The organism is Camelimonas abortus (assembly GCF_042432745.1).
GTDB lineage: Bacteria > Pseudomonadota > Alphaproteobacteria > Rhizobiales > Beijerinckiaceae > Camelimonas > Camelimonas abortus.
In genome coordinates this window covers 2,701,214-2,722,710 of the sequence record NZ_JBHLWR010000006.1, presented here as the reverse complement: position 1 = coordinate 2,722,710, position 21,497 = coordinate 2,701,214, and the positions used below count along the sequence as shown (strand labels likewise).

Below are 21,497 nucleotides of genomic sequence, written 5' to 3'. Positions count from 1 at the left end.
CAGCGGCAATAATTGCAGGTTTCCTCGCCGCAAAACTGGCGTAGAGCAGACGCGGCGCGCGGCGCCCGGTCCGCGACCGCGGACCACGCCGCGAAGGGCCCCCGACCTTCGGCCAGCGCGAGGCTTTCGCAACGGCGCGCGCCACATTATGGGGGACCGGCGACGCAATAGAGGATAAAAGCGACCGGCCAGGCAGCCGCGCGCGGCGGCTCCCGCGCGCGTCACATGGAGTTCAGACCAATGGCCAATGCACAGGCCCGCCCCACCCCGCGCCCCGGCGTGCTCGCCATCGCCCCGTATGTTCCGGGACGCAGCGAAGCCCCCGGCGCCGCGAAGGTTTACAAGCTCTCGTCCAATGAGACGCCGCTGGGCCCGAGCCCCAGGGCCGTGGAAGCCTTTCGCGACGCCGCCGCGCATCTGGAGGCCTATCCCGACGGCGCCGCCGCCAGGCTGCGCGAGGCCATCGGCGCCCGCTATGGTCTGGACCCGGCGCGCATCGTCTGCGGCGCCGGCTCCGACGAGCTGCTCAACCTGATCGCCCACGCCTATATCGGCCCTGGCGACGAGGGCCTGTTCTGCGAGCACGGCTTCCTCGTCTACAGGATCGCCATCACCGCCGCCGGCGGCACGCCCGTGGTCGCGCCGGAGAAGAACTTCACCACAGACGTGGACGCGCTGCTCGCCGCCGTCACCGACCGCACGCGGGTGGTGTTCGTCGCCAACCCCAACAACCCCACCGGCACCTACATCTCCCACGCCGAGATGGCGCGGCTGCGCGCCGGCCTGCCGCCGCACGTGCTGCTGGTGATCGACGCCGCCTACAGCGAGTACGTGCGTGCCAACGACTACACCTCGGGCCTGGAGCTGGCCGCGACGGCGCCCAATGTGGTGATGACCCGCACGTTCTCCAAGATTCACGGTCTGGCGGCGCTGCGCATCGGCTGGGCCTTCGGCCCGGCGGAGGTGATCGACGCGCTCAACCGCGTGCGCGGCCCGTTCAATGTCAGCGCGCCGGCCATCGCCGCCGGCGTCGCCGCCATGCAGGATCCGGCCCATGAGCAGAAGGCGGCGGAGCACAACCAGAGGTGGCTGGCGTGGGTGACGGAGAACATCCGCGCCCTTGGCCTTGAGGTGACGCCGAGCGTCGGCAATTTCGTGCTGATCCATTTCCCGGACGAGGACGGGCGGCGGGCGCCGGACGCCGACGCCTTCCTGCTCAGCCGCGGGCTGGTGCTGCGGGCGGTGGCGTCCTACGGCCTGCCCAACGCGCTGCGCATGACCATCGGCACGGAAGAAGCCAACCGCCTCGTGGTGGAGGCCCTGCGGGAATTTCTGGGCAAGGCATGAGCGACAGCAACGCAGCGCGGGCGACGCCCGCTTCCGGCCCGGTGGTGGACCGTCTCGCCATCATCGGCGTCGGCCTCATCGGCTCGTCGGTCGCGCGGGCGGCGCGCCAGTGGGGACTCGCCCGCTCCATCGCCATCGCCGACGCCAGCGCGGAGGCGCTGGCCGCGGCGGAGCGCCTTGGCCTAGGCGATTTTTACGCCAGCGACCCGGCGGAGGCGGCGAAGGGCGCCGATCTGGTCATCCTGTGCGTGCCGGTGGGGGCCATGGCCGCCGCCGGGGCGGCCGTGGCGCCGGCGCTGAAGCCGGGAGCCATCCTCTCCGACGTGGGCTCGGTGAAGGGCAGCGTGGCGGCGCAGCTGGCGCCGGTGACGCCGCCGGGCGTGCATCTGGTCCCCGCCCATCCGGTGGCCGGCACGGAAAATTCCGGCCCTGAGGCCGGCTTCGCCACGCTGTTCCGCAACCGCTGGTGCATCGTCACGCCGCCGGAGGGCGCCGATCCCGCGGCGGTGGAGACGGTGTCGCGCTTCTGGTCCGGCATGGGCGCCAATGTGGAGACCATGAGCCCGGAGCGCCATGACCTGGTGCTGGCCGTCACCAGCCACCTGCCGCACCTCATCGCCTACAACATCGTCGGCACCGCCGCCGACCTGGAGCAGGTGACCCGGTCGGAGGTGATCAAGTTCTCGGCCGGCGGCTTCCGCGACTTCACCCGCATCGCCGCCTCCGACCCGACGATGTGGCGCGACATCTTCCTGCACAACCGCGACGCGGTGCTGGAGATGATCGGCCGCTTCAACGAGGACCTGGCGGCCCTGGCCCGCGCCATCCGCTGGGGCGACGGCGACACGCTGTTCGACCTGTTCACCCGCACCCGGGCCATCCGCCGCGGCATCATCGACAGCGGCCAGGAAACGTCCGAGCCGGACTTCGGCCGCCGCCACGACGTCAGCGGCGCCGGCTGACCCGCGGCCACGGCCGAGACGACGCGGCAGGGCGCGCCTTTTGCTGGCCGCCCCTGACGCCGGAGGCTGGCCCCCGGCGCCCGCGCAGCCGCCCGCGCGGCCTCAGTTGAGCGGCGGCAGCCGCATGAGCGCGAACGGGCCGATCATCAGGCGGCCGTCGGCGAGCGTCACCGGCGGCAGGGGCGTCAGCCGCGGCTGCTGCGGCTCCCCGGCTGCTGCGCCGGCGGGCGCCTTGCCGGCGCGCGGCGCCAGGCCGCCGGCCAGCGCCCCGCCGAGGCCAGCGGCCAGCCCGCCGCCGGCGCCTGCGAGCACGCGCTGCAGCAGCGGCCCCACGCCGGCCGCCTGCACGGTGAGCCGGCCGGCGGGGCGACGCTCGCCGTCCAGTCCCAGCTGGCCGCGCGCCTCCACCACCTGGTCGCCGCGGGCCAGTTTCAGCAGCTTCACGCCGATCGCGCCGCCAGCGTCGCGCCAGCGGTCAAGCGCCTGCGGACCGAGGCCGCTGCGGAGCAGCCGCGCATGGCTGACCGTGCCCTGGAACTCCACCGTCAACGGCCGGCTGTCGCCGAAAAAACCGTTCAGCGCCGGCAGCGATGCGTCCGCCAGCTGGGCGGCGACGTCCCACATGTCGTCGGACGCGCTGGCGGAAGGATCCGGCCGCAGGTGCGCCTCCCACGCCCGCGCCTCGCCGACGCGGGTTTCGGCGCCGTCCGGGCCGAGCAGGTCCACCACCGGCTTCAGCACGCTTGCCGACGCGCGCGAGAATGAATCCGCCGTGCGGCGCACGCTCATGGAGAAGCCGCGCCAGTCGACGCGCGCGGCGAGACCGGAGTCGCCGTCGCGCACCACCAGCGGACCGGTGAAGTTGAAGCCGACCAGATTGGGATCGTAGATGCGCGCCACGGCGAGGAAGCCGCCCATCTCGCCGCTCACCCTGGCGCCGTCGACCACGCCTGCGAAGGCCGGCCGCTCGCAGCGCACCTCAAATCGCGTGGGAAAGCCGGAGATGACGCGGTTGGGGCAGCTCCATTCGCGCCCCTCCCGCGCCTCATGCGCCAGCCAGCCGTCCACGGCCGCCTCGACCCGGTCGCGGGCGATGAACCAGAAGGCCGACAGGCCCGCGCCCAGAACCAGCAGGACCACATAGGGGAAATAGAGCCAGAAACGGGAGCGCCGCCGCGCGGGGGCCGGGGGGGATGCTTCAGTCTTGCTCACCTTCGTTCTCCTTCCGCCGCGCCGGCCGGCCGCCCGGCCCTGTCCGTTCGCGGCGCGCCCGCCCGGCGCGCGCTGACCTTGCGCAACCTTGCCGGACAATTCAACCACGGGCCGGCGCCGGCGGACAGCGCGCCGCGCCGGCCGCCCCGCTCCCGGCGCAGGGCGCCGTCGCGTCGCCGCCTGTTGAAAACCGTCGCGGCGGACGGTTAAAGAGGCCGCGTCTGCAGAGCCCGCGCCGCCGCCGCGGCGGCGCGGAGGGCGCCACGGGACGCGCCCGCGCGGGGCGGCCGGAGCAGGACATGAAGGAACAGGATTCAGGCGATCTGTGGGTTTTCGGCTACGGCTCGCTGATGTGGCGCCCCGGCTTCGACTATCTCGAGCGGCGGGCCGGGCTGGTGCGCGGCTATCACCGCTCGCTGTGCGTCTATTCCTTCCACCATCGCGGCACGCCGCAGCGCCCGGGGCTGGTGATGGGCCTGGACCGCGGCGGCTCGTGCCGCGGCGCCGCCTTCCGCGTGCCGGCGGAGCGCCGCGCCGAGACCATCGCCTATCTGCGCGAGCGCGAGCAGGTGACCTCCGTGTATCTGGAGCGCTTCGCCCCGGTGGCGCTGGACAACGGCCATGTGACCCCGGCGCTGGTCTATGTGGTGAACCGCGACCACGAACAGTACGCCGGCCGGCTCGACATCGACGAGGTGGTGGCCATCGTCCGCCGCGGCCACGGCGTTTCCGGCCACAACCCGGATTATGTGCGCAACACCCTGGCGCACCTGCACGCCATGGGCGTGCGCGACGCCTGGCTGGAGGAGGTGGTGCGCCGCCTCGACGGCCAGGAGGACCCGGAGCAGGAGGCCCACAACGAGGCCCACAACGCCCCCGCGTCCGCGGAACGGGTGGCCTGAGACGGGCGCGGCCCGCCCGCTCCCGTCCGCATGTCACGCGCGCCGCCTGCGCCGCCCCGAACCGCCTCCGGCCGGTCGCCGAAGCGTCGCCGCGCTCCTCGCCCGCCGGACGGCCGGCCAGCCCCGCCGGGGCGCGCCGGCGTCAGCCGGAGGCGCGTCCCCCGCAGGCGGGGCGACGGCTCAGGCGACGAGGTCGCACAGCGCGCCCTGGCGCGCCGCCTGGCTGCGCGCCAGCAGATGCACGTGGATCTCCGTGGCGCCGCGGGCGCGCATCGCGCGCAGCCAGCGCCAGTTTTCGTCGTCCGCGCCCGGAAGGCCGCTGTCGCGCCCGCCGATCAGCGCCGGCTCGCCGCGGTGGTCGCGGCGCACGGCCAGCAGCAGCGCCCCTTCGTAATCACAGGCGACGGCGGCGCTGTCGATGTCATGAATCGTCACCACATAACGGCGGCCCGAGCGGCCGCGCCATGCGCGGAAATTCTCCGCCAGCCCCTCGCCCTCCAGCGCCAGCATGGTCTCCCGCGGCGCGGCGCGACGCGCCGCCGCCTCCGCCGCCCGTCCAGAGGACGGGCGGGACGCAGGAAAAAACGGTATCACCGAAGCCATGACGCCCTGCCTGCACAACATGGTTAACGGAACAAATAGAGAACCAGTCGCGGAAAAGGTCAATCACCATCCAGGCGGGCGCGCCCGATGCGCCATTCTCCCGTGATTTCAGAGGCTTGCATGGAGCCGCGGGCGCAGTCGCCGCGGCGGCGCGCGCCACCGGGAGGCGCCGGGCGCGCGAATCAGCGGCCGCGGCGGCCTTCCTCCAGCAGCCGGCGGCTGGCCGGCTCGATGGCGGCCTCCAGCGCCGGAATGATGTCGTTGCGGCCAAGGTCCGCCGGCAGCGGCGGCAGGATTTCAATCACCGCCACTCCCGGATTGAAGGCGAGGCTGCGCCGGGGCCAGAACAGGCCTGTGTTCAGCGCTACCGGCAGGCAGGGCGCGCCAAGCTGGCGATACATCTGGATGACGCCGGGCTTGTAGTCCGGCGGCGCGCCGGGGGCGGTGCGGGTGCCCTCGGGGAAGATGACGATCTGGGCGCCTTCGGCGACCGCCTGCTTCGCCTCCGCCATCATGGCGCGCAGCGCCGCCGCGCCGGCCGAGCGGTCGACGCTGATGTGGCCCATCTGTTTCAGGTACCAGCCGAACAGCGGGATGCGGGTCAGCGATTTCTTCAGGATGAACACCGGCCGGTCGAAGGCCAGCACGAGGGCGAGCGTCTCCAGCGCCGACTGGTGCTTGGACGCCACCAGCAGCGGCCCGGGCGGGATGGCCGCCAGGTTGCGGAACTCCACCTTCACCCCGGCGATCGCCCGCAGCAGCCAGAGCGTGCAGCGCACCCACGCCCGTATCACTGGCATGAACGCCTCGCGCCCCAGCAGCGACACCGGGATGGCGCAGATGCTCCAGATGGCGGTGTTCACATAGAAGATCGCCAGAAACAGGATGGCGCGCAGCCTGCGCATGGACGGCCCAACTCCCTGCACGCGGCCCCGGACGCGGGACCCTTCGCCGGCCGGCTTTCCATGCCGGCGCGGCGCCGTCAAGCCGGAGCGGCGCGCGCCGGCCGCCGGAAGGCGCGCCGCGGGGCGCAGGAAGGAGGTTTCCGGGCGGTCAGCGGGTGATGACGTCCCGGAACAGCGGCTTGCGGCCGCCGGCCATCAGGCGGATGGGGGCGTATTCGGGATCCCGCTCCAGGCGCGTGCGCACGAGCGCCACCAGATACTTGCCGTATTCCGCCAGCAGCAGGCGGGCGGAGGCGACGCTGCGCCACCAGGCGTCCGGATCGACCGAGCCTGTGACGACGGCGTAAGGCTTGAGCTCGTAATCGTGAAGGATGCTGCGCAGCTCCACGAGGGCGCGCGGCATGTGATAGTTGCTGGTGACGACGATGATGCTGCGGAACTCGTGGGCGCGGGCCCAGCGGCGGGTCTCGATGGCGTTGCCGATGGTGTTGCGGGCGCGGTAGTCGAGATCGACGCAGCACTGCAGCAGCCCGGCGGCGTCCGGATTGTGGGCGGCGAGCTGGGCGCGGGTGGTCTTTTCATAGACTCCGGAGACAAGCAGGCGCCTGGCGTGGCCGTCGGCCAGCAGGGCGAGGGCGCCGTCGACGCGCTGGGAGCCGCCGGTGAGCACCACGATGCCGTCCGCCTGGCCCGGCGCCGGCTCCCCGGAGCGGGGCACCATCGACAGGAACAGGAAGAAGCCGGCGATGAACCCCACCGAGCCCAAGGCGAAGGCTGCGGCGGCGAGACGGACGCCGACGCCGGTCATCCGGCGGATCATGACGACGGCGCGGGACAGGCGCAGGCGCGATCCGCCGCGCGGCCACTCTCCCCAGGCCCCGTTCGCTGTCCATCTCATGCTCATCATGGCGTAGCCTATTGTCGGGCAGAATGTGGCGCCGCCATGGCAATAAGGTTAATACATTGTTAATAATGGCATTTTTAAATCAAATGATTGACATATCGCAGTTGTTTCACTCAAGTTCACGCAAATGCCGGGACACGGTGACGCGCGACATCACCGCCGTGACCAGGGCGACCACGCCGGCGATTGCGAGCACCGCTGCGTAACCCTGCCAGCCAATTTCAAAGGCGCCGAACAGCGCCTCCAGCTGGTCGCCGCCGGGGCCGGAGCGCCACATGCCGGAGAGCGCGCCGAAGGCAGCCGCCAGCGCCAGCGCCGCCGCGCCGCCGATCAGCCCGCCCTTCAGGCCCAGCCACAGGAAATGCGACTGGAACTGGCGGGCGATGTAGCGGTCGCTGGCGCCGACGAAGTGCAGCACCTCGACGATTTCGCGGTTGCCGTCCATGGCGCCGCGGGTGGCGAAAGCCACGGCGAGCGCCGCCGCCGTGAGCACCAGCAGCACGATCACCGCCCCGGCCGCGACCATGGCCCCCGCCATGGCGGCGAGGCGCGACATCCAGGCGTGGTGGTCGTCCAGCGTCGCGGTCGGCACCTGCTGCTCCAGCTCCTTGCGCAGGCTGGCGACGTCGGGGCCGCCGCCCGGCGCGAGGCGCAGCACGATGAGCCGCGGCACCGGCAGTTCGGCGAAGGAAAGCGCGCCGCCCAGCCAGGGCTCGAGCATGCGCTCGGCCTCGCGACGGGAAATCACCCGCACGCCGGCCACGCCCGGCGCGGCGCGGGCGATGGCGGCGGCGCGGTCGACGTCCGCCTCGATGTTGCGCTGGGCCACCGGGCGCACCTGGATGGTCATTTCGCGGACGACGTCCGAGCGCCATTCGGCGGAGGCGCGCGCCACCAGCACCGCGGCGCAGGCGGTGAGCGCGGCGAGGAAGGTGAGGATGGCGATGACGCTGACCAGCGCCCGGCTGGCGCCGGAGTCCGCCGGCACCAGCGCCTGGCCGCGGCTCAGCTCCTGGCCCGCGCCGCCGGCGGCGTCGGCGGCCGGCCGCGCCGCTGTCGGCGACGGGCGGCGCAGCGACATGAAACGCTTCTCGCTCATTGTCCGTCCATCCCGCCGCAGGGCCTGACGGGGAGCGGCGCGCCCGGCGGGCGGCGGCGCCCGTGAGCCGGCCGGAACGCAAAAAGCCGGAGCGCGACAGTCTCAGTCATAGATATGCAGGCGTCCTTCGCCCAGGACAAGGCGGCGCGCGTCCACCTGGTCCATCAGCTGCAGGTCATGGGTGGCGATCAGCACCGAGGTGCCGAGCCGGTTGAGTTCGATGAACAGGCGCAGCAGCCGGCGGGCGAGGCCCGGATCGACGTTGCCGGTGGGCTCGTCCGCCAACAGCATCTCCGGCCGCACGATCAGCGCCCTGGCGATGGCGGCGCGCTGCTTTTCGCCGCCGGAGAGCACCGGCGGCAGCATGTGCATGCGCTCGCCAAGGCCCACCCAGCGCAGCAGCTCGATGACCTCGGCGCGGTAGCTCGCCTCCTCCTTCCCCTGCACCCGCAGCGGCAGGGCGACGTTCTCATAGGTGGTCAGATGGTCGAGCAGGCGGAAATCCTGGAACACCACGCCCATGCGCCGGCGCAGCCGCGCCAGCGCCTCGCCGCCGACGGCGGAGACGTCCTCGCCGAAAATGCTGATGAAGCCGCGCGTGGGCTTCAGCGCCATGAGGATCAGGCGCATCAGCGTCGTCTTGCCGGCGCCCGATGGCCCGGTGAGAAACTGGAACGAGCCGGGCTCGATGGAGAAGGTGAGGTCGCGCAGCACCTCCGGCCCCATGCCGTAGCGCAGGCCGACGTTCTCGAAATGCACGACCGCCGGCGGACGCCCCGGCGCGGCGGCGCCGGACGCCGCCTGTGGCTGGCCTTCCTGCCTGGGATCGGGACGGTCCATGGCGCTTCCGGATGGTGACATGTCAGGAGACTGGCGAAACGCCGCCGGAGGGGGTGAGTCTGGCCAGGGCGCCTGCGGCGCGCAAGTGCGCCCGCAGGCGCGGACGGCGCAGCCGTCCGCCCAGTGGCGCAACGAATGTGGTTATATTGCGGAAACGCAGCCGCGCGGACCCGCCGCTCCCATATTCCACAAGCGCCGGCGTCCCGCCCTTCCCCTGCGGCCCCCGGCCGGGATTTGCGGCCGCGCCGCGTCCGCACAAAGATAGTCCCCGTCAGAACGACGAATCACCCGGCGCCGCCGCGCGCCGGCGACAGGCGCGCAGCCGGGGGCCGGGACGCAGCGCATCCGGCGGCGCGCGGGCGAAGACGGCCGGCGCCCGGCCGGCCCAGCGAAAGGACGTCAATGGTTATACCGGCCGAAACGCGCATCAGGGTTCTGTTCAGCGCCGAAGACATCGCCGCCCGCAACCGGGAGATCGCCGCCGCCGTCGCGGCGCTGCAGCCGGTGAACCTGCTTGTGGCGCCGGTTCTGAAGGGGTCGTTCATGTTCGCGGCGGACCTGCTGCGCGCCATGCACGCCGAGGGGCTGGCGCCGCAGGTGGAGTTCCTGCAGCTGTCCAGCTACGGCGCCGGCACGGCCTCGTCCGGCCAGGTGACCATGGTGCGGGACCTGGAGAGCAGCGTCGCCGGCCGCGACGTTCTGCTGGTGGACGACATCCTGGAGTCCGGCCGCACCCTCGCCTACGCCAAGGACCTGCTGGTGGCCCGCGGCGCGCGCACGGTGCGCTGCTGCGTGCTGCTGGAGAAGCCGGCGCCGCGGGCGGTGAGCGTCACGCCGGATTTCGTCGGCTTCAGCTGCCCGGACGTGTTCGTGGTGGGCTACGGCATGGACGTGGCGCACAGCTGCCGCGAGCTGCCCTATGTGGGCGTGATCGAAAGCTGACGCGCCGGGCGCGGCCGCGCGGTTTTTTCACGCGCCCGCGCCCGCGTCCCCGCCCGCGCCGGCGGCGTTCAGCCGTTGAGCTTCCAGATCGACACGGTGAGCGCCGTGGCGAAGGCCACCCAGGCGAGCAGCGGAACCAGGCACAGCGCCGCCACCCGGTCCAGCCGGCGAAACACCGACAGCGTCAGCACGATGAAGAACAGCTGGATGACGATGTTGATCATCCCCGCCAGCGGGCTGTGCATGGCGAAGAACATCCACGACCAGGCGGCGTTCAGCGCCAGCTGGATGTAAAACAGCGTCACGCCGGCGCCCTTGCCCACCGTTCCGGCCGGCAGGCGCAGCACGCGCCAGACGGCGAAGGCCATCAGCGCGTAAAGCACGGTCCACACCGGGCCGAAGATGGCGTCAGGCGGGGTGAAACGCGGCTTGCGCAGCTGCGCGTACCACGGCTCCAGATTGGGGAAGGTGGCGACCTGGCCCAGCGCCAGCGCCAGCAGGACCGGCCCCACGGCGATGAGATAAAGCTTCCAGGGGGCGAGGGGCGGCCGGGCGGAGCCGGCGTCGTCGGCGCTCTGGTTCATCAGTCGTTGCCCTTGAAAGGTCGCGCCTCACACGGCGCGCCTGAAACCGCCGCTGGCGGCGCGGGGCCCGGGCGCGCGGCGGCCGCGCCCGGCCCATGCCTCACGAAAAACGCCCCGGAAAGCTCCGGGGCGCCCATGATGCGGAACGGCGGCGTCAGCGCACGCGCTCGAGCACGCTCACATAGTTGGCGACGGCGGCGCCGCCCATGTTGAAGATGCCGGCGGTGGTGGCGCCGGGGATCTGGAAGCCGCCGGCCTCGCCCATCAGCTGCATGGCGCACAGGGCGTGCATGGAGACGCCGGTGGCGCCGACGGGATGGCCCTTGGCCTTGAGGCCGCCCGACGGGTTCACCGGCAGCCGGCCGTCCTTGTACACCCAGCCCTCCCTGATGGCGCGGGCGCCTTCGCCGGCCGGGGTCAGGCCCATCGCCTCATATTCAATCAGCTCGGCGATGGTGAAGCAGTCGTGGGTCTCCACCAGCGACAGCTCGTCGATCTTCATGTTGGCCTGGGCGAGGGCGCGGCGCCACGCCTCGGTGCAGCCCTCGAACTTCAGGATGTCGCGCTTTGACATGGGCAGGAAGTCCTGCACATGGGCCATGCCGCGGAAGCCGATCGCGCGCTTCATGGTCTTCGCCGTCTCCAGGTCGGCGATCACCACCGCGGCGGCGCCGTCGGAAACCAGCGAGCAGTCCGTGCGCTTGAGCGGGCCGGCGACATAGGGGTTCTTGTCGCTCTCGTTGCGGCAGAACTCGAAGCCGAAGTCCTTGCGCATCTGGGCGTAAGGGTTGTCGACGCCGTTCCTGTGGTTCTTGGCGGCGATCAGGGCGAGCGCGTCATACTGCTCGCCGTAGCGGTCGAAATAGGCCTGGGCGATCTTGCCGAACACGCCGGCGAAGCCGGCCTGGGTCTCGCCGTCCTCCTTCAGGTAGGAGGCGCGCAGCAGGTTGCGGCCCACCTGCGGGCCCGGGGTGGTGGACATCTGCTCCACGCCCACCACCAGCGCGATGCGGGCCGCGCCGGCGCGCACCGCCTTCACCGCCTGGTGCACGGCGGCCGAGCCGGTGCCGCAGGCGTTCTCCACGCGCACCGCCGGCCTGAAGCGCAGCGCGTCGTCCGCCTGCAGCACCAGCGCCGCGGTGAAATCCTGTTCGGAGAAGCCGGCGTTGAAGTGGCCGAGATAGATCTCGTCGATGTCCTGCGGGGCGACGCCGGCGTGCTCTATGGCCTCGCGGGCCACGCGGACCACCAGGCTCTCAACGGTCTCTGTGTCGAATTTGCCGAACGGCGTGTGCGCCCAGCCCACGATTGCAGCAGTCATCGTCTGTTCCCTGTCAGTTCGCGCCCCGTGCGGTTCCCGGAAAGCGCGCGAAGCCCGGCCACGGGCCGCCACCGCGCCGGCCGCAGACCCTGGCGGAGCCGCGCCGTCGCCCCTGATCGCCTGCGCCGCCGGCGCTCCCGCCGGCGACGTGTATCTGCACATCAGGAAATACGGGCGCACCATAATCGGTTCCGCCAGCAATGAAAACGCCCCTGGCGCGCCCCGCCGGCGCCGGCGGATCAGCCCCAGCTGGCGAGCAGCGCGGCCACGCCGGCCACCACCAGCGCCGCGCCCAGCATTTCCCGCGGCGCCGGGGTTTCGTGGAACACCCGGCGCGACACCACCTGGGCGAAAGGCGCCTCCAGCAGCGCCAGGGTGCGCACATTGGCCGCGCTGGTGAGCGAAAAGCCGGTGAACCACAGCTGCGAGGCCAGGGCCCCCATGAATCCGGCCCCGAACGACGCCCGCCACAGGCGCAGGCTGCCCGCGAAGGCCGGCCGGTCGAACAGGGCGAGCCACAGGCCGAGAATCACCGACTGCATGGCGAGGCTGGCCGCCAGCGCCGTGGAGGCGCGCACCAGAAAGCCGCCGTCGGCGAGCGCGAGGATGGCGCCGCGGAAACACACCGACGACAGGGCGAACAGCGCCGCCGAACCGATGCCGGCGGCGGGCGCGCGCCAAGCGTCGCCGGGGGCCGGCTGCGGCGGCCGCGCCCCGGGCGTCACCGACATCAGCCACACGCCGGCGCTGGCCGTGATCACGCCCGCCCAGGCGGCGGGGCCGAGATGTTCGCCCAGCGCCGCCACGCTGAACAGCGCCACCAGCACCGGCTCGGTCTTCGTGTAGGCGATGCCTGTCGCGAAATTGCGCCGGCTGATGGCCCACAGCATCAGCGCCGTGCCGAAGATCTGCGTCACCGCGCCGGCGAGGGCGTACAGCGCGAACGCCCAGGTGGGAGCCGCCGGCCGCTCGCCGCCGGCGAGGCAGATGACGGCCAGGAAGATGCAGGCGAAGGGAAAACCGTAAATGAAGCGCACCTGGGTGGCGCCGGCGGCGCCGATTTCCCCCACCAGCGCGCCCTGCATGGCGTTGCGCGCGGTCTGCGCCACGGTCGCGGCAAGGGTCGCCCCGATCCAGATGCCTGTGCTGATGGCCATCGCGCCCTCCCCTCGCCGCATTCTGCGGCTACCGCCGCCCCAACCGTCGCCGGGCCGCGCGGGCGGCCGCCGGCGTGTCCGGCGACGGGACGTCCGCGGCCTGCGGGCAGCCGCGCGCCGCCGGAAAAAACATGAACGCCTTCGTACGGGAGCAGGACGTTAACGGCGAATTGTGCAATCATCCGTGATCATGACCGATCGCGGCGCCGCGCGCCGTCCCTGCGGTCGCGCCCGCGCCCGGACGGGCCGCCAGAAACGAACGTGCGTCAGCCGATGACCCAGGACCCCAACCGCCCGCGCGCCCTGCGCTTCCTCCGGATCATGCCGCGCCCGCGCCTCGTGGCGGCGCTCCTTGCGCTTCTCGCCCTCGCCGCCGGCCCGGCGCTGGCCGCGCCCGCCCTGGTGATGGATATCGACAGCGGACGGGTGCTTTACGCGAAAGAAGCCCGCGAACCCTGGTATCCGGCCTCCGTCACCAAGGTGATGACGGCTTACCTTGTGATGCACGCCCTGCGCAACGGCCAGCTGAAGCCGGACACGCCGCTGGTGGTCAGCGCCCGCGCCGCCGCGGCGCCGCCGTCGAAAATGGGTTTCCGGCCCGGCGTCGAGGTCACGGTCGACAACGCCCTGAAGATGATGATGGTGAAGTCGGCCAACGACATGGCGATCGTGCTGGCCGAGGGCGTGGGCGGCACGGTCGAGAATTTCGTGCGCATGATGAACGACGCGGCGCACGAGCTGGGCATGGTCCAGACCAGCTTCGCCAATCCCAACGGCCTGCCGGATCCGGACAACCGCAGCACCGCGCGCGATCTCGCCCTGCTCGCCCGCACGGCGCTGCTGCAGTTTCCGGAATACGCCCATTACTTTGGCATTGAGGCGGTGCAGCTGGGCAAGCGCATTTACAAGAACACCAACGGCCTGGTGGGGCGCTATCCTTACGTCACCGGCATGAAAACCGGCTTCATCTGCTCGTCCGGCTTCAATGTGGTGGCCACGGCGACGCGCGGCAACCGCCGCCTGCTGGCCGTGGTGCTGGGGGCGCCCTCGGGGGCGGCGCGCACGCTGATGGCGGCGGCGCTGCTCGACCGCGGCTTCGCCGATTCCGGCTGGGGCGGCCCCGGCAACCTTGACACGCTGCCGCTGCCCACCCGGCTTGACCCGCCCGACCTGCGCGAGAAGGTCTGCGGCGCCGGCCGCGGCGCCCGCGGCGAGGAGGAGGCGGAGAACGGCGCCGGCGCGCCCTCGCCCGTTTTCGCCCTGTTTGGCGGCGGCAACAGCGACTGGGAGACGCCGGTCGCCGGCAGCACCCTGCCGCCGCGCGCGCCGCTTCACCCCATTCCGGTGTTCGTGGGCCGCACGCCGGACGCCGGCGCGACCGCAGTGGCCCGCCGCCGCGCCCCCGGCGGAACCGCCGCCGCCTACGCCGCCGAAGATGACGGCCCGGCCAGCGTGAAGGCGGTGAAGAACGTGCGCGGCCCCTCCGCCGCGGCCCGCAAGGCCGCAACGGCTGGCGCGCCCGCCAGATCCGCCGGCGCGCCGCAGAAGGCGAAAGGCGCCAGGGCGCCCGCAGGCAGGGATGCGGCGGCGGCCCACGGCGCGCCCGCAGGCGCCGCAAAGGGCGCGGCGAAAACCGGCGGCAGGCCGGAAGGAAAAGATGCAGGGAAAAAGGACGCCGGCGCGAAAGGCAGGACTGGCGCGAAGGCCGGCGATGCTGCCAGGAAGGACGCGCGCGCCGGCCAGGGCGCCGCGACCGGAACCCGCTGACCGCGCCGGCGGAACCGGCGCGGGCGCGCGCCCCCCGGCGGCGCAGACGGAGCCACAGCCATGACCAGCCGCCAGCCCCAGGGCGAAGCCGGCGCGGGCGCGCCGCCCGCGCCGCTGCCGCTCATCGTCATCACCGGCTTTCTCGGCGCCGGCAAGACCACCCTGCTCAACCGGCTGCTGCGAGATCCGGCGCTCGCCGACACGGTGGCGATCATCAACGAGTTCGGCGACGTGGCGCTGGACCACCTGTTCGTCGAAACCGCCAGCGAGGAGCTGGTGACGCTGTCGTCCGGCTGCCTGTGCTGCACGGTGCGCGGCGACCTGGTGGCGACGCTGGAGGACCTGCTGCGCCGGCGCGACAACGGCCGCATCGCCCCGTTCCGCCGGGTGATCATCGAGACCACCGGCCTCGCCGACCCGGCGCCGGTGCTGCAGTCAGTGCTGCGCCATCCCTACCTGCAGATGCGCTACAGCCTCGCCGGCGTGGTGACGGTGGTCGACGCGGCGAACGGCGCGGCTACCCTCGCCGCCCACCCGGAGGCGGTGAAGCAGGCGGCGGTGGCCGACCGGCTGCTGCTGACCAAGACCGACATCGCCGCGGCCGGCGCGACGGCGCGGCTGAAGCAGGAGCTGCGGCGCCTCAATCCCGCCGCCCGGCTCACCGACGTGCAGGCGCAGGGCGTGGACGCCAGCCTGATCGCAGGGCTCGGCCCGTTCGACGCAGAGGGCCGGCCCGCCGGCGTGCGCGCCTGGCTGGACGCCGGCGACGGCGGCCGGCGCGGCCATGAGCCGCGCGCCCGGAATTTTCACGCCGATGATCCCGACGCCGATGATCCGCACGCCCATGACGGCCCCTGCCATCCGGGCTGCGGCCATCTCCGCCATGGCGACGGCCGGCACGGCGCAGGCATCCGCACGGTGACGCTGGTGGAGGAGCGGCCGGCGCCGCCGGACGCCTTCGCCATGTTCCTGGACCTGCTGCGTTCGGCCCATGGCGAGAAGCTGTTGCGGGTGAAAGGGCTGGTCGCCACCGCCGACAGGCCGGACCAGCCGGTGGTGATCCACGGCGTGCAGCACGTGTTTCACCCGCCTGTGCGGCTGCCGGCGTGGCCGGACGCCGACCGCCGCACGCGGATCGTTTTCATCGTCCGCGACATGGAGGCGGATTTTCTGGAGCGCATGTGGGGCGCCTTCACCGGCCGCGTGGCGGTGGACGCGCCGGACCGCGCCGCGCTCACTGACAATCCGCTGGCGCCGCCGGGACTGCGCCTGCGGCCCTGAGCCGGCCGTTCAGGCCCTCGCCCCCGCCCCGCGCCGGCCCGACGGCAGGAACCAGGCCAGCAGGCCGGCGAGCGGCAGGAAGGCGCAGATGCGGTACACCGTGGCGATGCCGGCCGCGTCGGCCAGCTGGCCGAGCAGCGCCGCGCCAAGGCCGCCCATGCCGAAGGCGAAGCCGAAGAACAGGCCCGAGATCATGCCGACGCGCCCGGGCAGCAGCTCCTGGGCGTAGACCACGATGGCCGGAAAGGCCGAGGCCATGATGAAGCCGATGATCATGGTGAGCGCCGGCGTCCAGGCGAGGCTGGCCCAGGGGAGCGCCAGGGTGAAGGGGGCGGCGCCGAGGATGGAGAACCAGATCACCGGCTTGCGGCCGAAACGGTCGCCCAGCGGCCCGCCGGCGATGGTGCCCGCCGCCACCGCCGCCAGATACAGGAACAGGAAAAACTGCGCCTGCTGCACCGGGACGCCGAAACGGTCCATGAGGAAAAAGGCGTAATAGGTGCTGATCGAGGTTGTGTAGAAAAACTTCGAGAAGATCAGCACGCCGAGCACCAGCAGCGCCAGGACCAGCTGGCGGCGGCCCGGCGGGCTGGCGCGCGAGGGAGCGGCGGCGCCGGCGCGCGCCCGCGCCACCTGCGCGCCGTACCAGCGCCCGACCAGGGCGAGCACCACGATGGCCGCCAGCGCCGCCAGCGAAAACCAGGCGACTCCGCCCTGGCCGCGCGGAACCACGACGAGCGCCGCCATCAGCGGGCCGAGCGCCGTGCCGGCGTTGCCGCCCACCTGAAACAGCGACTGGGCGAGGCCGTGGCGCCCGCCGGAGGCCATGCGCGCCACGCGCGACGCCTCCGGGTGGAACACCGCCGAGCCAAGCCCCACCAGCATGGCCGCCGCCAGAATCACCGGATAGCTCCACGCCGTAGACAGCAGCAGCAGCCCCACCAGGCTGGCGCCCATGCCCGCCGCCAGGGAGAACGGCAGCGGACGTCGGTCGGCGTACAGCCCCACGAGCGGCTGGATCAGGGAGGACACCGCGTAGAAGCAGAAGGTGATGAGGCCGATCTGCGCGAAGTCGAGCCGGAAGTCGCGCTTCAGCACCGGATAAATGGCCGGAACAACGGCCTGGATCAGGTCGTTGAGCAGATGCGACAGGCTGATGGCGCCCAGCACGTGGAGCGCGACGCGCTCCGTGCCGGCGCCTGATCCGTGCCGCGCCTGCGGGGCTGTCGCCACGCTCATGCCGGTTTTCTCCTGCAGTCAGGTCCGGCTGCGGTCGGGGGGGGCGGCCGGAGACAGCGGACAATGAACGAAACGCGCGGCTGATGGCAACGTCCTGCGCATCACAGCGGCGGCGATCATGACCGCCATGCATTGAATGCATGGGAATACGGCTGGATCGCCGGACAGCGCCCTTCCGTCAGGGGATACATTTTGTTCACCATGAGACGACATGCTGGCGGACCGGAGCACGCGGCCGCGCCAGCGCGGCAGGCCGTACGATCCCGCCAGCCGGAAGGTTCAGGATGACCACACAACGCCCATACGCGCGCCGTCGCGTCCGGCTCCGCCTGCAGGCGGCGGCCGTGCTGCTGGCCGCGGCCGCCGCGCCGGGCGCGGCCACGGCGCAGCAGGCGCCGCGCGCCGGCTCGTTCGAGGCCGCCTACGCCCTGTCGCTGGCCGGCGTGAACATCGGCGCCGCCCGCCTCCGGGCGACGGTGGACGGCGCCGGCGCCTATGAGATCGACCTGCACGCCAGGCTCACCGGCCTCGCCGGCGTGCTGGTGAGCGGCAAGGGCGGCGCGCGCGCAACCGGGCGCATCGCCGGCGAGCGCATCCTGCCGGAATCGCTGGCGGTGATCGCCGCCGCCGCAAACGACACGCGCACGCTGCGCATGGCCTTTTCGGGCGGCGCGGTCAGCGCCGTCGAGATCAACCCGCCGCTGGAGAACTGGGACGTTCCGGACCGCGTCGCGGTCACCGCCGCCCATCGCGCCGGCGTCACCGACCCGCTGAGCGCCCTGCTCATGCCCGCTCCGGGCCGGCGCCCCGGCGAGGTCTGCAACCGCACCATTCCGGTGTTCGACGGCGCGACCCGCTTCGACGTGGTGCTGCGCTACAAGGGGCAGGCCATGGTCACCCAGGCGGGCTACAGCGGGCCCGCGATCACCTGCTCGGCGCGTTACGCGCCCGTCTCCGGCCACCGGCCGGACCGGCGCATGACCAAATTCATGGAGCAGAACACCGACATGGGCGTGACGCTGGCGCCGGTGGCGGACACGGGGCTGTACGCGCCGCTGCGCATCTACATCCGCACCACCATGGGGATGTCAGTGATGCAGGCCACCAGGGTCACCATCAACGGCGTCTCGGTCGCTTCGGGCCGCGACCGCCCGTCCCGATAGCGGGACGCCGGCGCCGCGCGCTCCAGGAACCGTCCCGGGCAGCCGCGCCGTCGCGGCGGCGGAAGCGCCGCGGCGTTCGCGCCGGTCGTCAACGGTTATCGCCAGACATGCGGAACGTCATGAAGCGCCTTGAAAACCACGGAGCAGGCGGGATATTCCGAAACGTGAGCTGCGCCGTTCACGGGGAATTTACCGGAGGCAGGCGAAAGGTTTCGCGGGGAAGCGTCGCCAGCCGCTGGCCGGAAATGGCCGGCGCTGTCACGATAAGCGACGGCGGACGCGAACGTACAGGCGCTCCCATCCCCACATCCTTCCGCGAGCCGGTTCCTGGCGTCCTTCTGGCCGTCCGGGCTGGCGCCGCGGGCCCTGCGCGGCGCCCCCTCACATTCGGGCGGGTCTGTTGACATGAGACTGGCGGCGAGGACACGCGACATCGTTACTTCCCCCGTGGGCCAGTTTCTGGTGGCCGCGGCGCTCGCCATTATCCCCACCCTCCCCCAGCTTTATCTCGCCACGTCGCTGATCGGCGCGCCGATGATGACCTATCTGCCGGCGGTGGCGCTGGCGCGGCACCTGGCCGGGCGCTGGTCCGGCGTGTTCGTGGCCATCGTCGGCTCGCTGGTGTGCGCGTCGCTGATTTTCACGCCGCCGTGGACCTTCACCCTCGGCCAGACGTTCCAGGGCTATTTCCTGCTCGGGCTGTTCGTGGCCGGCGCGGCGATCATCCTGCTGCTGTATGAGGACCGCGACGAGGACGCGCCGCCGGAGCGGCGCGCTCTCGCAGCGGCGGGCGCCGGCGGCGCATGGGGCCAGCAGGACCGCCAGCAGCTGGCGGCGCGCACCATCGCGCTGGCGGCGCTCAATTCATGGATCACGAAGAACATCGCCGTCACGGCGCGGCCGCTGCGCCTTTACCGGCGCGGGGCGGCGCCGGCGCATGTCCTGGCGCCCACCGGCGTGGAGGAGCGCCACATGGCGGTCCGCAGCATCCACTCCGCCATTGGCCGCCTGCCCTATGACGAGGCGCGGCCGGCGGACCTGCTGGAGCGCGTCAGCCAGCTGACGCTCGACGACGCCTCCGGCGGCCGCATCCGCCTCAACATGATCACCTCCTACGCCTTCCGGCCGGCGCACGAGCACATGGTGCACGCGCTGATCATGGTGGCGGAGATCCTGTGGGATCTGGCGCTGTCGGTCCCGGACGGCGGCGCCGTGCGCATGACCGTGCAGAACCACGGCGACGACATCGTGATCCACATCGAGATCATCGAGGGCATGCTGGTGCGCGACGCGCGCACGCACTACATCAGCGCCACCGCCACCACCATCGTGCACAAGATGGCGCGCGACATGGGCGCCCGCTACGAGCGCATCAGCGAAACCGAACGCATCCTGCAGCTGCCGATGGCGCGCTGAGCGCCGCCGCGCCAGGCGGCGGCGCGGCCAGATGCGCCGCCGGCCGCGTCCGGCGCCTGTCAGGCGCGGACCAGGCGACGCGCGCCCTCCGTCTCCACCCAGCGCAGCTGGCCGCGTTCGGCCAGGTAGTTCACATGGGCCAGGGCCTCGCTGAAGGCGAAGCTCATCTGGTGCGGATCCAGCTCGCGCGGGAACATCACCGGCACCAGCTCGGCCACCGTGCAGGGCCGGCGGGCGCAGGCCTCCAGCAGGATGTCGCAGCGGTGCTCGTGGTGGGCGTCGAGGGCGCGCAGCCGCAGGTGCAGGCCGCGGAACGGCAGGTTGTGGCCGGGCAGCACCAGCGCGTCCGCGTCGATGGCCGCCTCCAGCTCGCGCAGCGAGCGCCGGTAGAGGCCCAGCGGATCGCCCTCGGGCTCCATGGCCCACACGCTGACGTTGGGCGTGATCTTCGCCAGCACCTGATCGGCGCCGAGGAACAGGTTTTCCTCACGGCAGTAGAGCATCGCCTGCTCGGCGGCGTGGCCGCCGCCGGTGAAGATCTCGAACCGGCGTCCGCCGATGCGCAGCGTCTCGCCGGCAGCCAGCCGCCGGAAGGTGGGCGGCAGCGGCGTCACCATGCGCAGGTAGCCGTGGCCCTGGCTGACCACCACGTCGGTTGCGGCGTCGTCGAGCCCGTGGTCGAGGTAGAACTGGCGGAACGGCCCCTTGCCCGTCTGGTCCGGATTGAGGGCGATGTAGCGCCCCTCCAGATATTCCGACTGGGTCATCAGCAGCCGCAGGCCGAAGCGCTCGCACAGCCAGCCGGCGAGGCCGATGTGATCGGGGTGATGGTGCGACACGATCAGCCGCGTGAGCGGCCGGCCGGCCAGCGGCCCCTCCAGCAGCCGCAGCCACTGGGCGCGGGTGGCGTCGTTGGCGACGCCGCAGTCGAACGCCGCCCAGCCGCCGTCGTCCTCGATCAGGTAAACGTTGACGTGGTTGAGGGCGAAGGGCAGCGCGAAACGGGCCCAGAGCAGGCCGGGGGCGACCGCGACCGCCTCGCCCGGAGCGGGCGGCTCGCGGAAGGGAAAGGTCAGGAGCGGTTCGTGCTGCTGCAGGTCCATGTGGGTCCGTTTCTGTCGTTACGCCGGCCCCTGTCGCCGCCGGGGCGGCCGCAGGGACGCAGCCGGACCTCGCGGCCCCTTTCTCCACGCGGAGCGGGACCGCGGCGCGCCAGGAAGCCGTGGGGCAGGAACGCCGGCCGGCGCACGGGCCGGGGCGTGGCGGGGATGGCCGGGAAAGCCTAAAGGGGCGGCCGGGCGGCGGCTAGCGCGTCAACGTCATGATGGGACGCGCCTGCCCGGCGCCTGCTGCATGGCCCACGCCGCCGTCCCGCGCTGCGTTCAGGGCCCGCGCCCGGCCGGGCGCGGCTCAGTCGTCGGCGGATGGGCGGCCGCGGCCGGCCTTGATGCGGCTGCGGCGGGTCTTGGCGTCCAGCCGGCGGATCCGGGAGGCGCGGGTCGGCCGGGTGGGCCGGCGCGGCGGCGGCGGCGGTTCGGCGGCGGCGCGCGCCAGGGCGGCGAGGCGCTCGCGCGCGTCGGCGCGGTTGCGCTCGCGGGTGCGGAAGCGGCTGGCCTTGATGACGATGACGCCGTCGTTGCTGGCGAGATGGCTGGCCAGGGCGAGCAGCCGGGCGGCGACGCGCGGCGGCAGCGACGGCGAGCGGCGCGCGTCGAAGCGCAGCTCCACCGCGGTGGCGACCTTGTTGACGTTCTGGCCGCCGGGGCCCCCGGCGAGGATGAAGCGTTCGGCCAGCTCCTCCTCCGGAATGGCCAGCGCGTCGGTGACAGTGATCATGATCGTGCGCCCGTCTG

General features: G+C 72.5%; 20 protein-coding genes. 8 read left to right on the top strand and 12 right to left on the bottom strand.

Going from position 1 to position 21,497, the window contains the following annotated elements; genetic code table 11:
- Positions 1-240 precede the first annotated feature (240 nt).
- On the top strand, positions 241-1,347 hold the full coding sequence (hisC, locus tag ACFFJB_RS14080; RefSeq protein ID WP_376832264.1) for a histidinol-phosphate transaminase: 1,107 nt from the start codon (positions 241-243) through the stop codon (positions 1,345-1,347).
- Entirely contained in the window at positions 1,344-2,309 is a 966-nt protein-coding gene (locus tag ACFFJB_RS14075; RefSeq protein ID WP_376832262.1) for a prephenate/arogenate dehydrogenase family protein, read from the top strand. Before hisC ends, ACFFJB_RS14075 begins: the two co-directional genes overlap by 4 nt.
- A 102-nt stretch (positions 2,310-2,411) precedes the next feature.
- Here ACFFJB_RS14075 and ACFFJB_RS14070 read toward each other — a convergent pair whose 3' ends face one another.
- Positions 2,412-3,521, bottom strand: a complete 1,110-nt coding sequence (locus ACFFJB_RS14070) for a DUF2125 domain-containing protein (RefSeq protein ID WP_376832260.1) — start codon at positions 3,519-3,521, stop codon at positions 2,412-2,414.
- 299 nt (positions 3,522-3,820) lie between these two features.
- Between ACFFJB_RS14070 and ACFFJB_RS14065 the strand changes: the two genes are divergently transcribed.
- Entirely contained in the window at positions 3,821-4,423 is a 603-nt protein-coding gene (locus ACFFJB_RS14065) for a gamma-glutamylcyclotransferase (RefSeq protein WP_376832258.1), read from the top strand.
- 180 nt (positions 4,424-4,603) lie between these two features.
- On the opposite strand, the gene ACFFJB_RS14060 is transcribed toward ACFFJB_RS14065, so the two are convergent.
- The 5 genes from ACFFJB_RS14060 to ftsE form a co-directional block, all read right to left on the bottom strand.
- Positions 4,604-4,933: a hypothetical protein gene (locus ACFFJB_RS14060; protein ID WP_376832256.1), complete on the bottom strand. Its 330-nt coding sequence runs from the start codon at positions 4,931-4,933 to the stop codon at positions 4,604-4,606.
- Positions 4,934-5,208: 275 nt separating this feature from the next.
- On the bottom strand, positions 5,209-5,931 hold the full coding sequence (locus tag ACFFJB_RS14055; RefSeq protein WP_376832254.1) for a lysophospholipid acyltransferase family protein: 723 nt from the start codon (positions 5,929-5,931) through the stop codon (positions 5,209-5,211).
- 148 nt (positions 5,932-6,079) lie between these two features.
- Positions 6,080-6,739, bottom strand: coding sequence for a YdcF family protein (locus ACFFJB_RS14050; RefSeq protein ID WP_376832252.1), 660 nt, complete (start codon positions 6,737-6,739; stop codon positions 6,080-6,082).
- Positions 6,740-6,944: 205 nt separating this feature from the next.
- The gene (locus tag ACFFJB_RS14045) at positions 6,945-7,934 is read right to left on the bottom strand and encodes a cell division protein FtsX (RefSeq protein WP_376832250.1); all 990 of its coding nucleotides are present in this window, start codon (positions 7,932-7,934) and stop codon (positions 6,945-6,947) included.
- Positions 7,935-8,036: 102 nt separating this feature from the next.
- Entirely contained in the window at positions 8,037-8,774 is a 738-nt protein-coding gene (gene ftsE / locus ACFFJB_RS14040) for a cell division ATP-binding protein FtsE (RefSeq protein WP_376832248.1), read from the bottom strand.
- 402 nt (positions 8,775-9,176) lie between these two features.
- On the opposite strand from ftsE, the gene hpt reads away from it, so the two are divergent.
- On the top strand, positions 9,177-9,716 hold the full coding sequence (hpt, locus tag ACFFJB_RS14035; RefSeq protein ID WP_376832246.1) for a hypoxanthine phosphoribosyltransferase: 540 nt from the start codon (positions 9,177-9,179) through the stop codon (positions 9,714-9,716).
- A gap of 68 nt (positions 9,717-9,784) precedes the next feature.
- On the opposite strand, the gene ACFFJB_RS14030 is transcribed toward hpt, so the two are convergent.
- The 3 genes from ACFFJB_RS14030 to ACFFJB_RS14020 all read right to left on the bottom strand — a co-directional run bounded on the left by ACFFJB_RS14030 (position 9,785) and on the right by ACFFJB_RS14020 (position 12,778).
- On the bottom strand, positions 9,785-10,300 hold the full coding sequence (locus tag ACFFJB_RS14030) for a TspO/MBR family protein (RefSeq protein ID WP_376832243.1): 516 nt from the start codon (positions 10,298-10,300) through the stop codon (positions 9,785-9,787).
- Positions 10,301-10,454: 154 nt separating this feature from the next.
- On the bottom strand, positions 10,455-11,621 hold the full coding sequence (locus ACFFJB_RS14025; protein WP_376832241.1) for an acetyl-CoA acetyltransferase: 1,167 nt from the start codon (positions 11,619-11,621) through the stop codon (positions 10,455-10,457).
- Between the two features lie 239 nt (positions 11,622-11,860).
- A complete protein-coding gene (locus tag ACFFJB_RS14020; protein ID WP_376832239.1) occupies positions 11,861-12,778 on the bottom strand; it encodes an EamA family transporter in 918 nt (305 codons plus the stop codon).
- A gap of 261 nt (positions 12,779-13,039) precedes the next feature.
- Between ACFFJB_RS14020 and ACFFJB_RS14015 the strand changes: the two genes are divergently transcribed.
- Positions 13,040-14,545: a D-alanyl-D-alanine carboxypeptidase family protein gene (locus ACFFJB_RS14015; protein ID WP_376832236.1), complete on the top strand. Its 1,506-nt coding sequence runs from the start codon at positions 13,040-13,042 to the stop codon at positions 14,543-14,545.
- A gap of 60 nt (positions 14,546-14,605) precedes the next feature.
- The gene (locus ACFFJB_RS14010) at positions 14,606-15,826 is read left to right on the top strand and encodes a CobW family GTP-binding protein (RefSeq protein ID WP_376832234.1); all 1,221 of its coding nucleotides are present in this window, start codon (positions 14,606-14,608) and stop codon (positions 15,824-15,826) included.
- Between the two features lie 9 nt (positions 15,827-15,835).
- Here the strand turns inward: ACFFJB_RS14010 and ACFFJB_RS14005 are convergent, their stop codons facing one another.
- The gene (locus ACFFJB_RS14005) at positions 15,836-17,065 is read right to left on the bottom strand and encodes an MFS transporter (RefSeq protein WP_376832232.1); all 1,230 of its coding nucleotides are present in this window, start codon (positions 17,063-17,065) and stop codon (positions 15,836-15,838) included.
- Positions 17,066-17,349: 284 nt separating this feature from the next.
- On the opposite strand from ACFFJB_RS14005, the gene ACFFJB_RS14000 reads away from it, so the two are divergent.
- Entirely contained in the window at positions 17,350-18,228 is an 879-nt protein-coding gene (locus tag ACFFJB_RS14000; RefSeq protein ID WP_376832230.1) for a DUF3108 domain-containing protein, read from the top strand.
- A gap of 405 nt (positions 18,229-18,633) precedes the next feature.
- Positions 18,634-19,644, top strand: coding sequence for a DUF4118 domain-containing protein (locus ACFFJB_RS13995; protein WP_376832228.1), 1,011 nt, complete (start codon positions 18,634-18,636; stop codon positions 19,642-19,644).
- A gap of 59 nt (positions 19,645-19,703) precedes the next feature.
- Here the strand turns inward: ACFFJB_RS13995 and ACFFJB_RS13990 are convergent, their stop codons facing one another.
- Together ACFFJB_RS13990 and arfB are read right to left on the bottom strand one after the other, a co-directional pair.
- Complete coding sequence (locus ACFFJB_RS13990; protein WP_376832226.1) at positions 19,704-20,747, bottom strand: MBL fold metallo-hydrolase; 1,044 nt, start codon at positions 20,745-20,747, stop codon at positions 19,704-19,706.
- A gap of 307 nt (positions 20,748-21,054) precedes the next feature.
- Complete coding sequence (arfB, locus tag ACFFJB_RS13985) at positions 21,055-21,480, bottom strand: alternative ribosome rescue aminoacyl-tRNA hydrolase ArfB (RefSeq protein ID WP_376832224.1); 426 nt, start codon at positions 21,478-21,480, stop codon at positions 21,055-21,057.
- Between the last annotated feature and the right edge of the window lie 17 nt (positions 21,481-21,497).

Excerpts from the sequence above, each read along its gene's own strand:
- hisC (WP_376832264.1), top strand. The coding sequence starts at position 241 with ATGGCCAATGCACAGGCCCGCCCCACCCCGCGCCCCGGCGTGCTCGCC.
- ftsE (WP_376832248.1), bottom strand. The coding sequence starts at position 8,774 with ATGGACCGTCCCGATCCCAGGCAGGAAGGCCAGCCACAGGCGGCGTCC.
- hpt (WP_376832246.1), top strand. The coding sequence starts at position 9,177 with ATGGTTATACCGGCCGAAACGCGCATCAGGGTTCTGTTCAGCGCCGAA.
- ACFFJB_RS14065 (WP_376832258.1), top strand. The coding sequence starts at position 3,821 with ATGAAGGAACAGGATTCAGGCGATCTGTGGGTTTTCGGCTACGGCTCG.
- ACFFJB_RS13995 (WP_376832228.1), top strand. The coding sequence starts at position 18,634 with ATGAGACTGGCGGCGAGGACACGCGACATCGTTACTTCCCCCGTGGGC.
- ACFFJB_RS14000 (WP_376832230.1), top strand. The coding sequence starts at position 17,350 with ATGACCACACAACGCCCATACGCGCGCCGTCGCGTCCGGCTCCGCCTG.
- ACFFJB_RS14005 (WP_376832232.1), bottom strand. The coding sequence starts at position 17,065 with ATGAGCGTGGCGACAGCCCCGCAGGCGCGGCACGGATCAGGCGCCGGC.
- ACFFJB_RS14055 (WP_376832254.1), bottom strand. The coding sequence starts at position 5,931 with ATGCGCAGGCTGCGCGCCATCCTGTTTCTGGCGATCTTCTATGTGAAC.
- ACFFJB_RS14050 (WP_376832252.1), bottom strand. The coding sequence starts at position 6,739 with ATGACCGGCGTCGGCGTCCGTCTCGCCGCCGCAGCCTTCGCCTTGGGC.
- ACFFJB_RS14060 (WP_376832256.1), bottom strand. The coding sequence starts at position 4,933 with ATGCTGGCGCTGGAGGGCGAGGGGCTGGCGGAGAATTTCCGCGCATGG.
- ACFFJB_RS14045 (WP_376832250.1), bottom strand. The coding sequence starts at position 7,934 with ATGAGCGAGAAGCGTTTCATGTCGCTGCGCCGCCCGTCGCCGACAGCG.
- ACFFJB_RS14075 (WP_376832262.1), top strand. The coding sequence starts at position 1,344 with ATGAGCGACAGCAACGCAGCGCGGGCGACGCCCGCTTCCGGCCCGGTG.
- ACFFJB_RS14030 (WP_376832243.1), bottom strand. The coding sequence starts at position 10,300 with ATGAACCAGAGCGCCGACGACGCCGGCTCCGCCCGGCCGCCCCTCGCC.
- ACFFJB_RS13990 (WP_376832226.1), bottom strand. The coding sequence starts at position 20,747 with ATGGACCTGCAGCAGCACGAACCGCTCCTGACCTTTCCCTTCCGCGAG.
- ACFFJB_RS14025 (WP_376832241.1), bottom strand. The coding sequence starts at position 11,621 with ATGACTGCTGCAATCGTGGGCTGGGCGCACACGCCGTTCGGCAAATTC.
- ACFFJB_RS14020 (WP_376832239.1), bottom strand. The coding sequence starts at position 12,778 with ATGGCCATCAGCACAGGCATCTGGATCGGGGCGACCCTTGCCGCGACC.
- arfB (WP_376832224.1), bottom strand. The coding sequence starts at position 21,480 with ATGATCACTGTCACCGACGCGCTGGCCATTCCGGAGGAGGAGCTGGCC.
- ACFFJB_RS14010 (WP_376832234.1), top strand. The coding sequence starts at position 14,606 with ATGACCAGCCGCCAGCCCCAGGGCGAAGCCGGCGCGGGCGCGCCGCCC.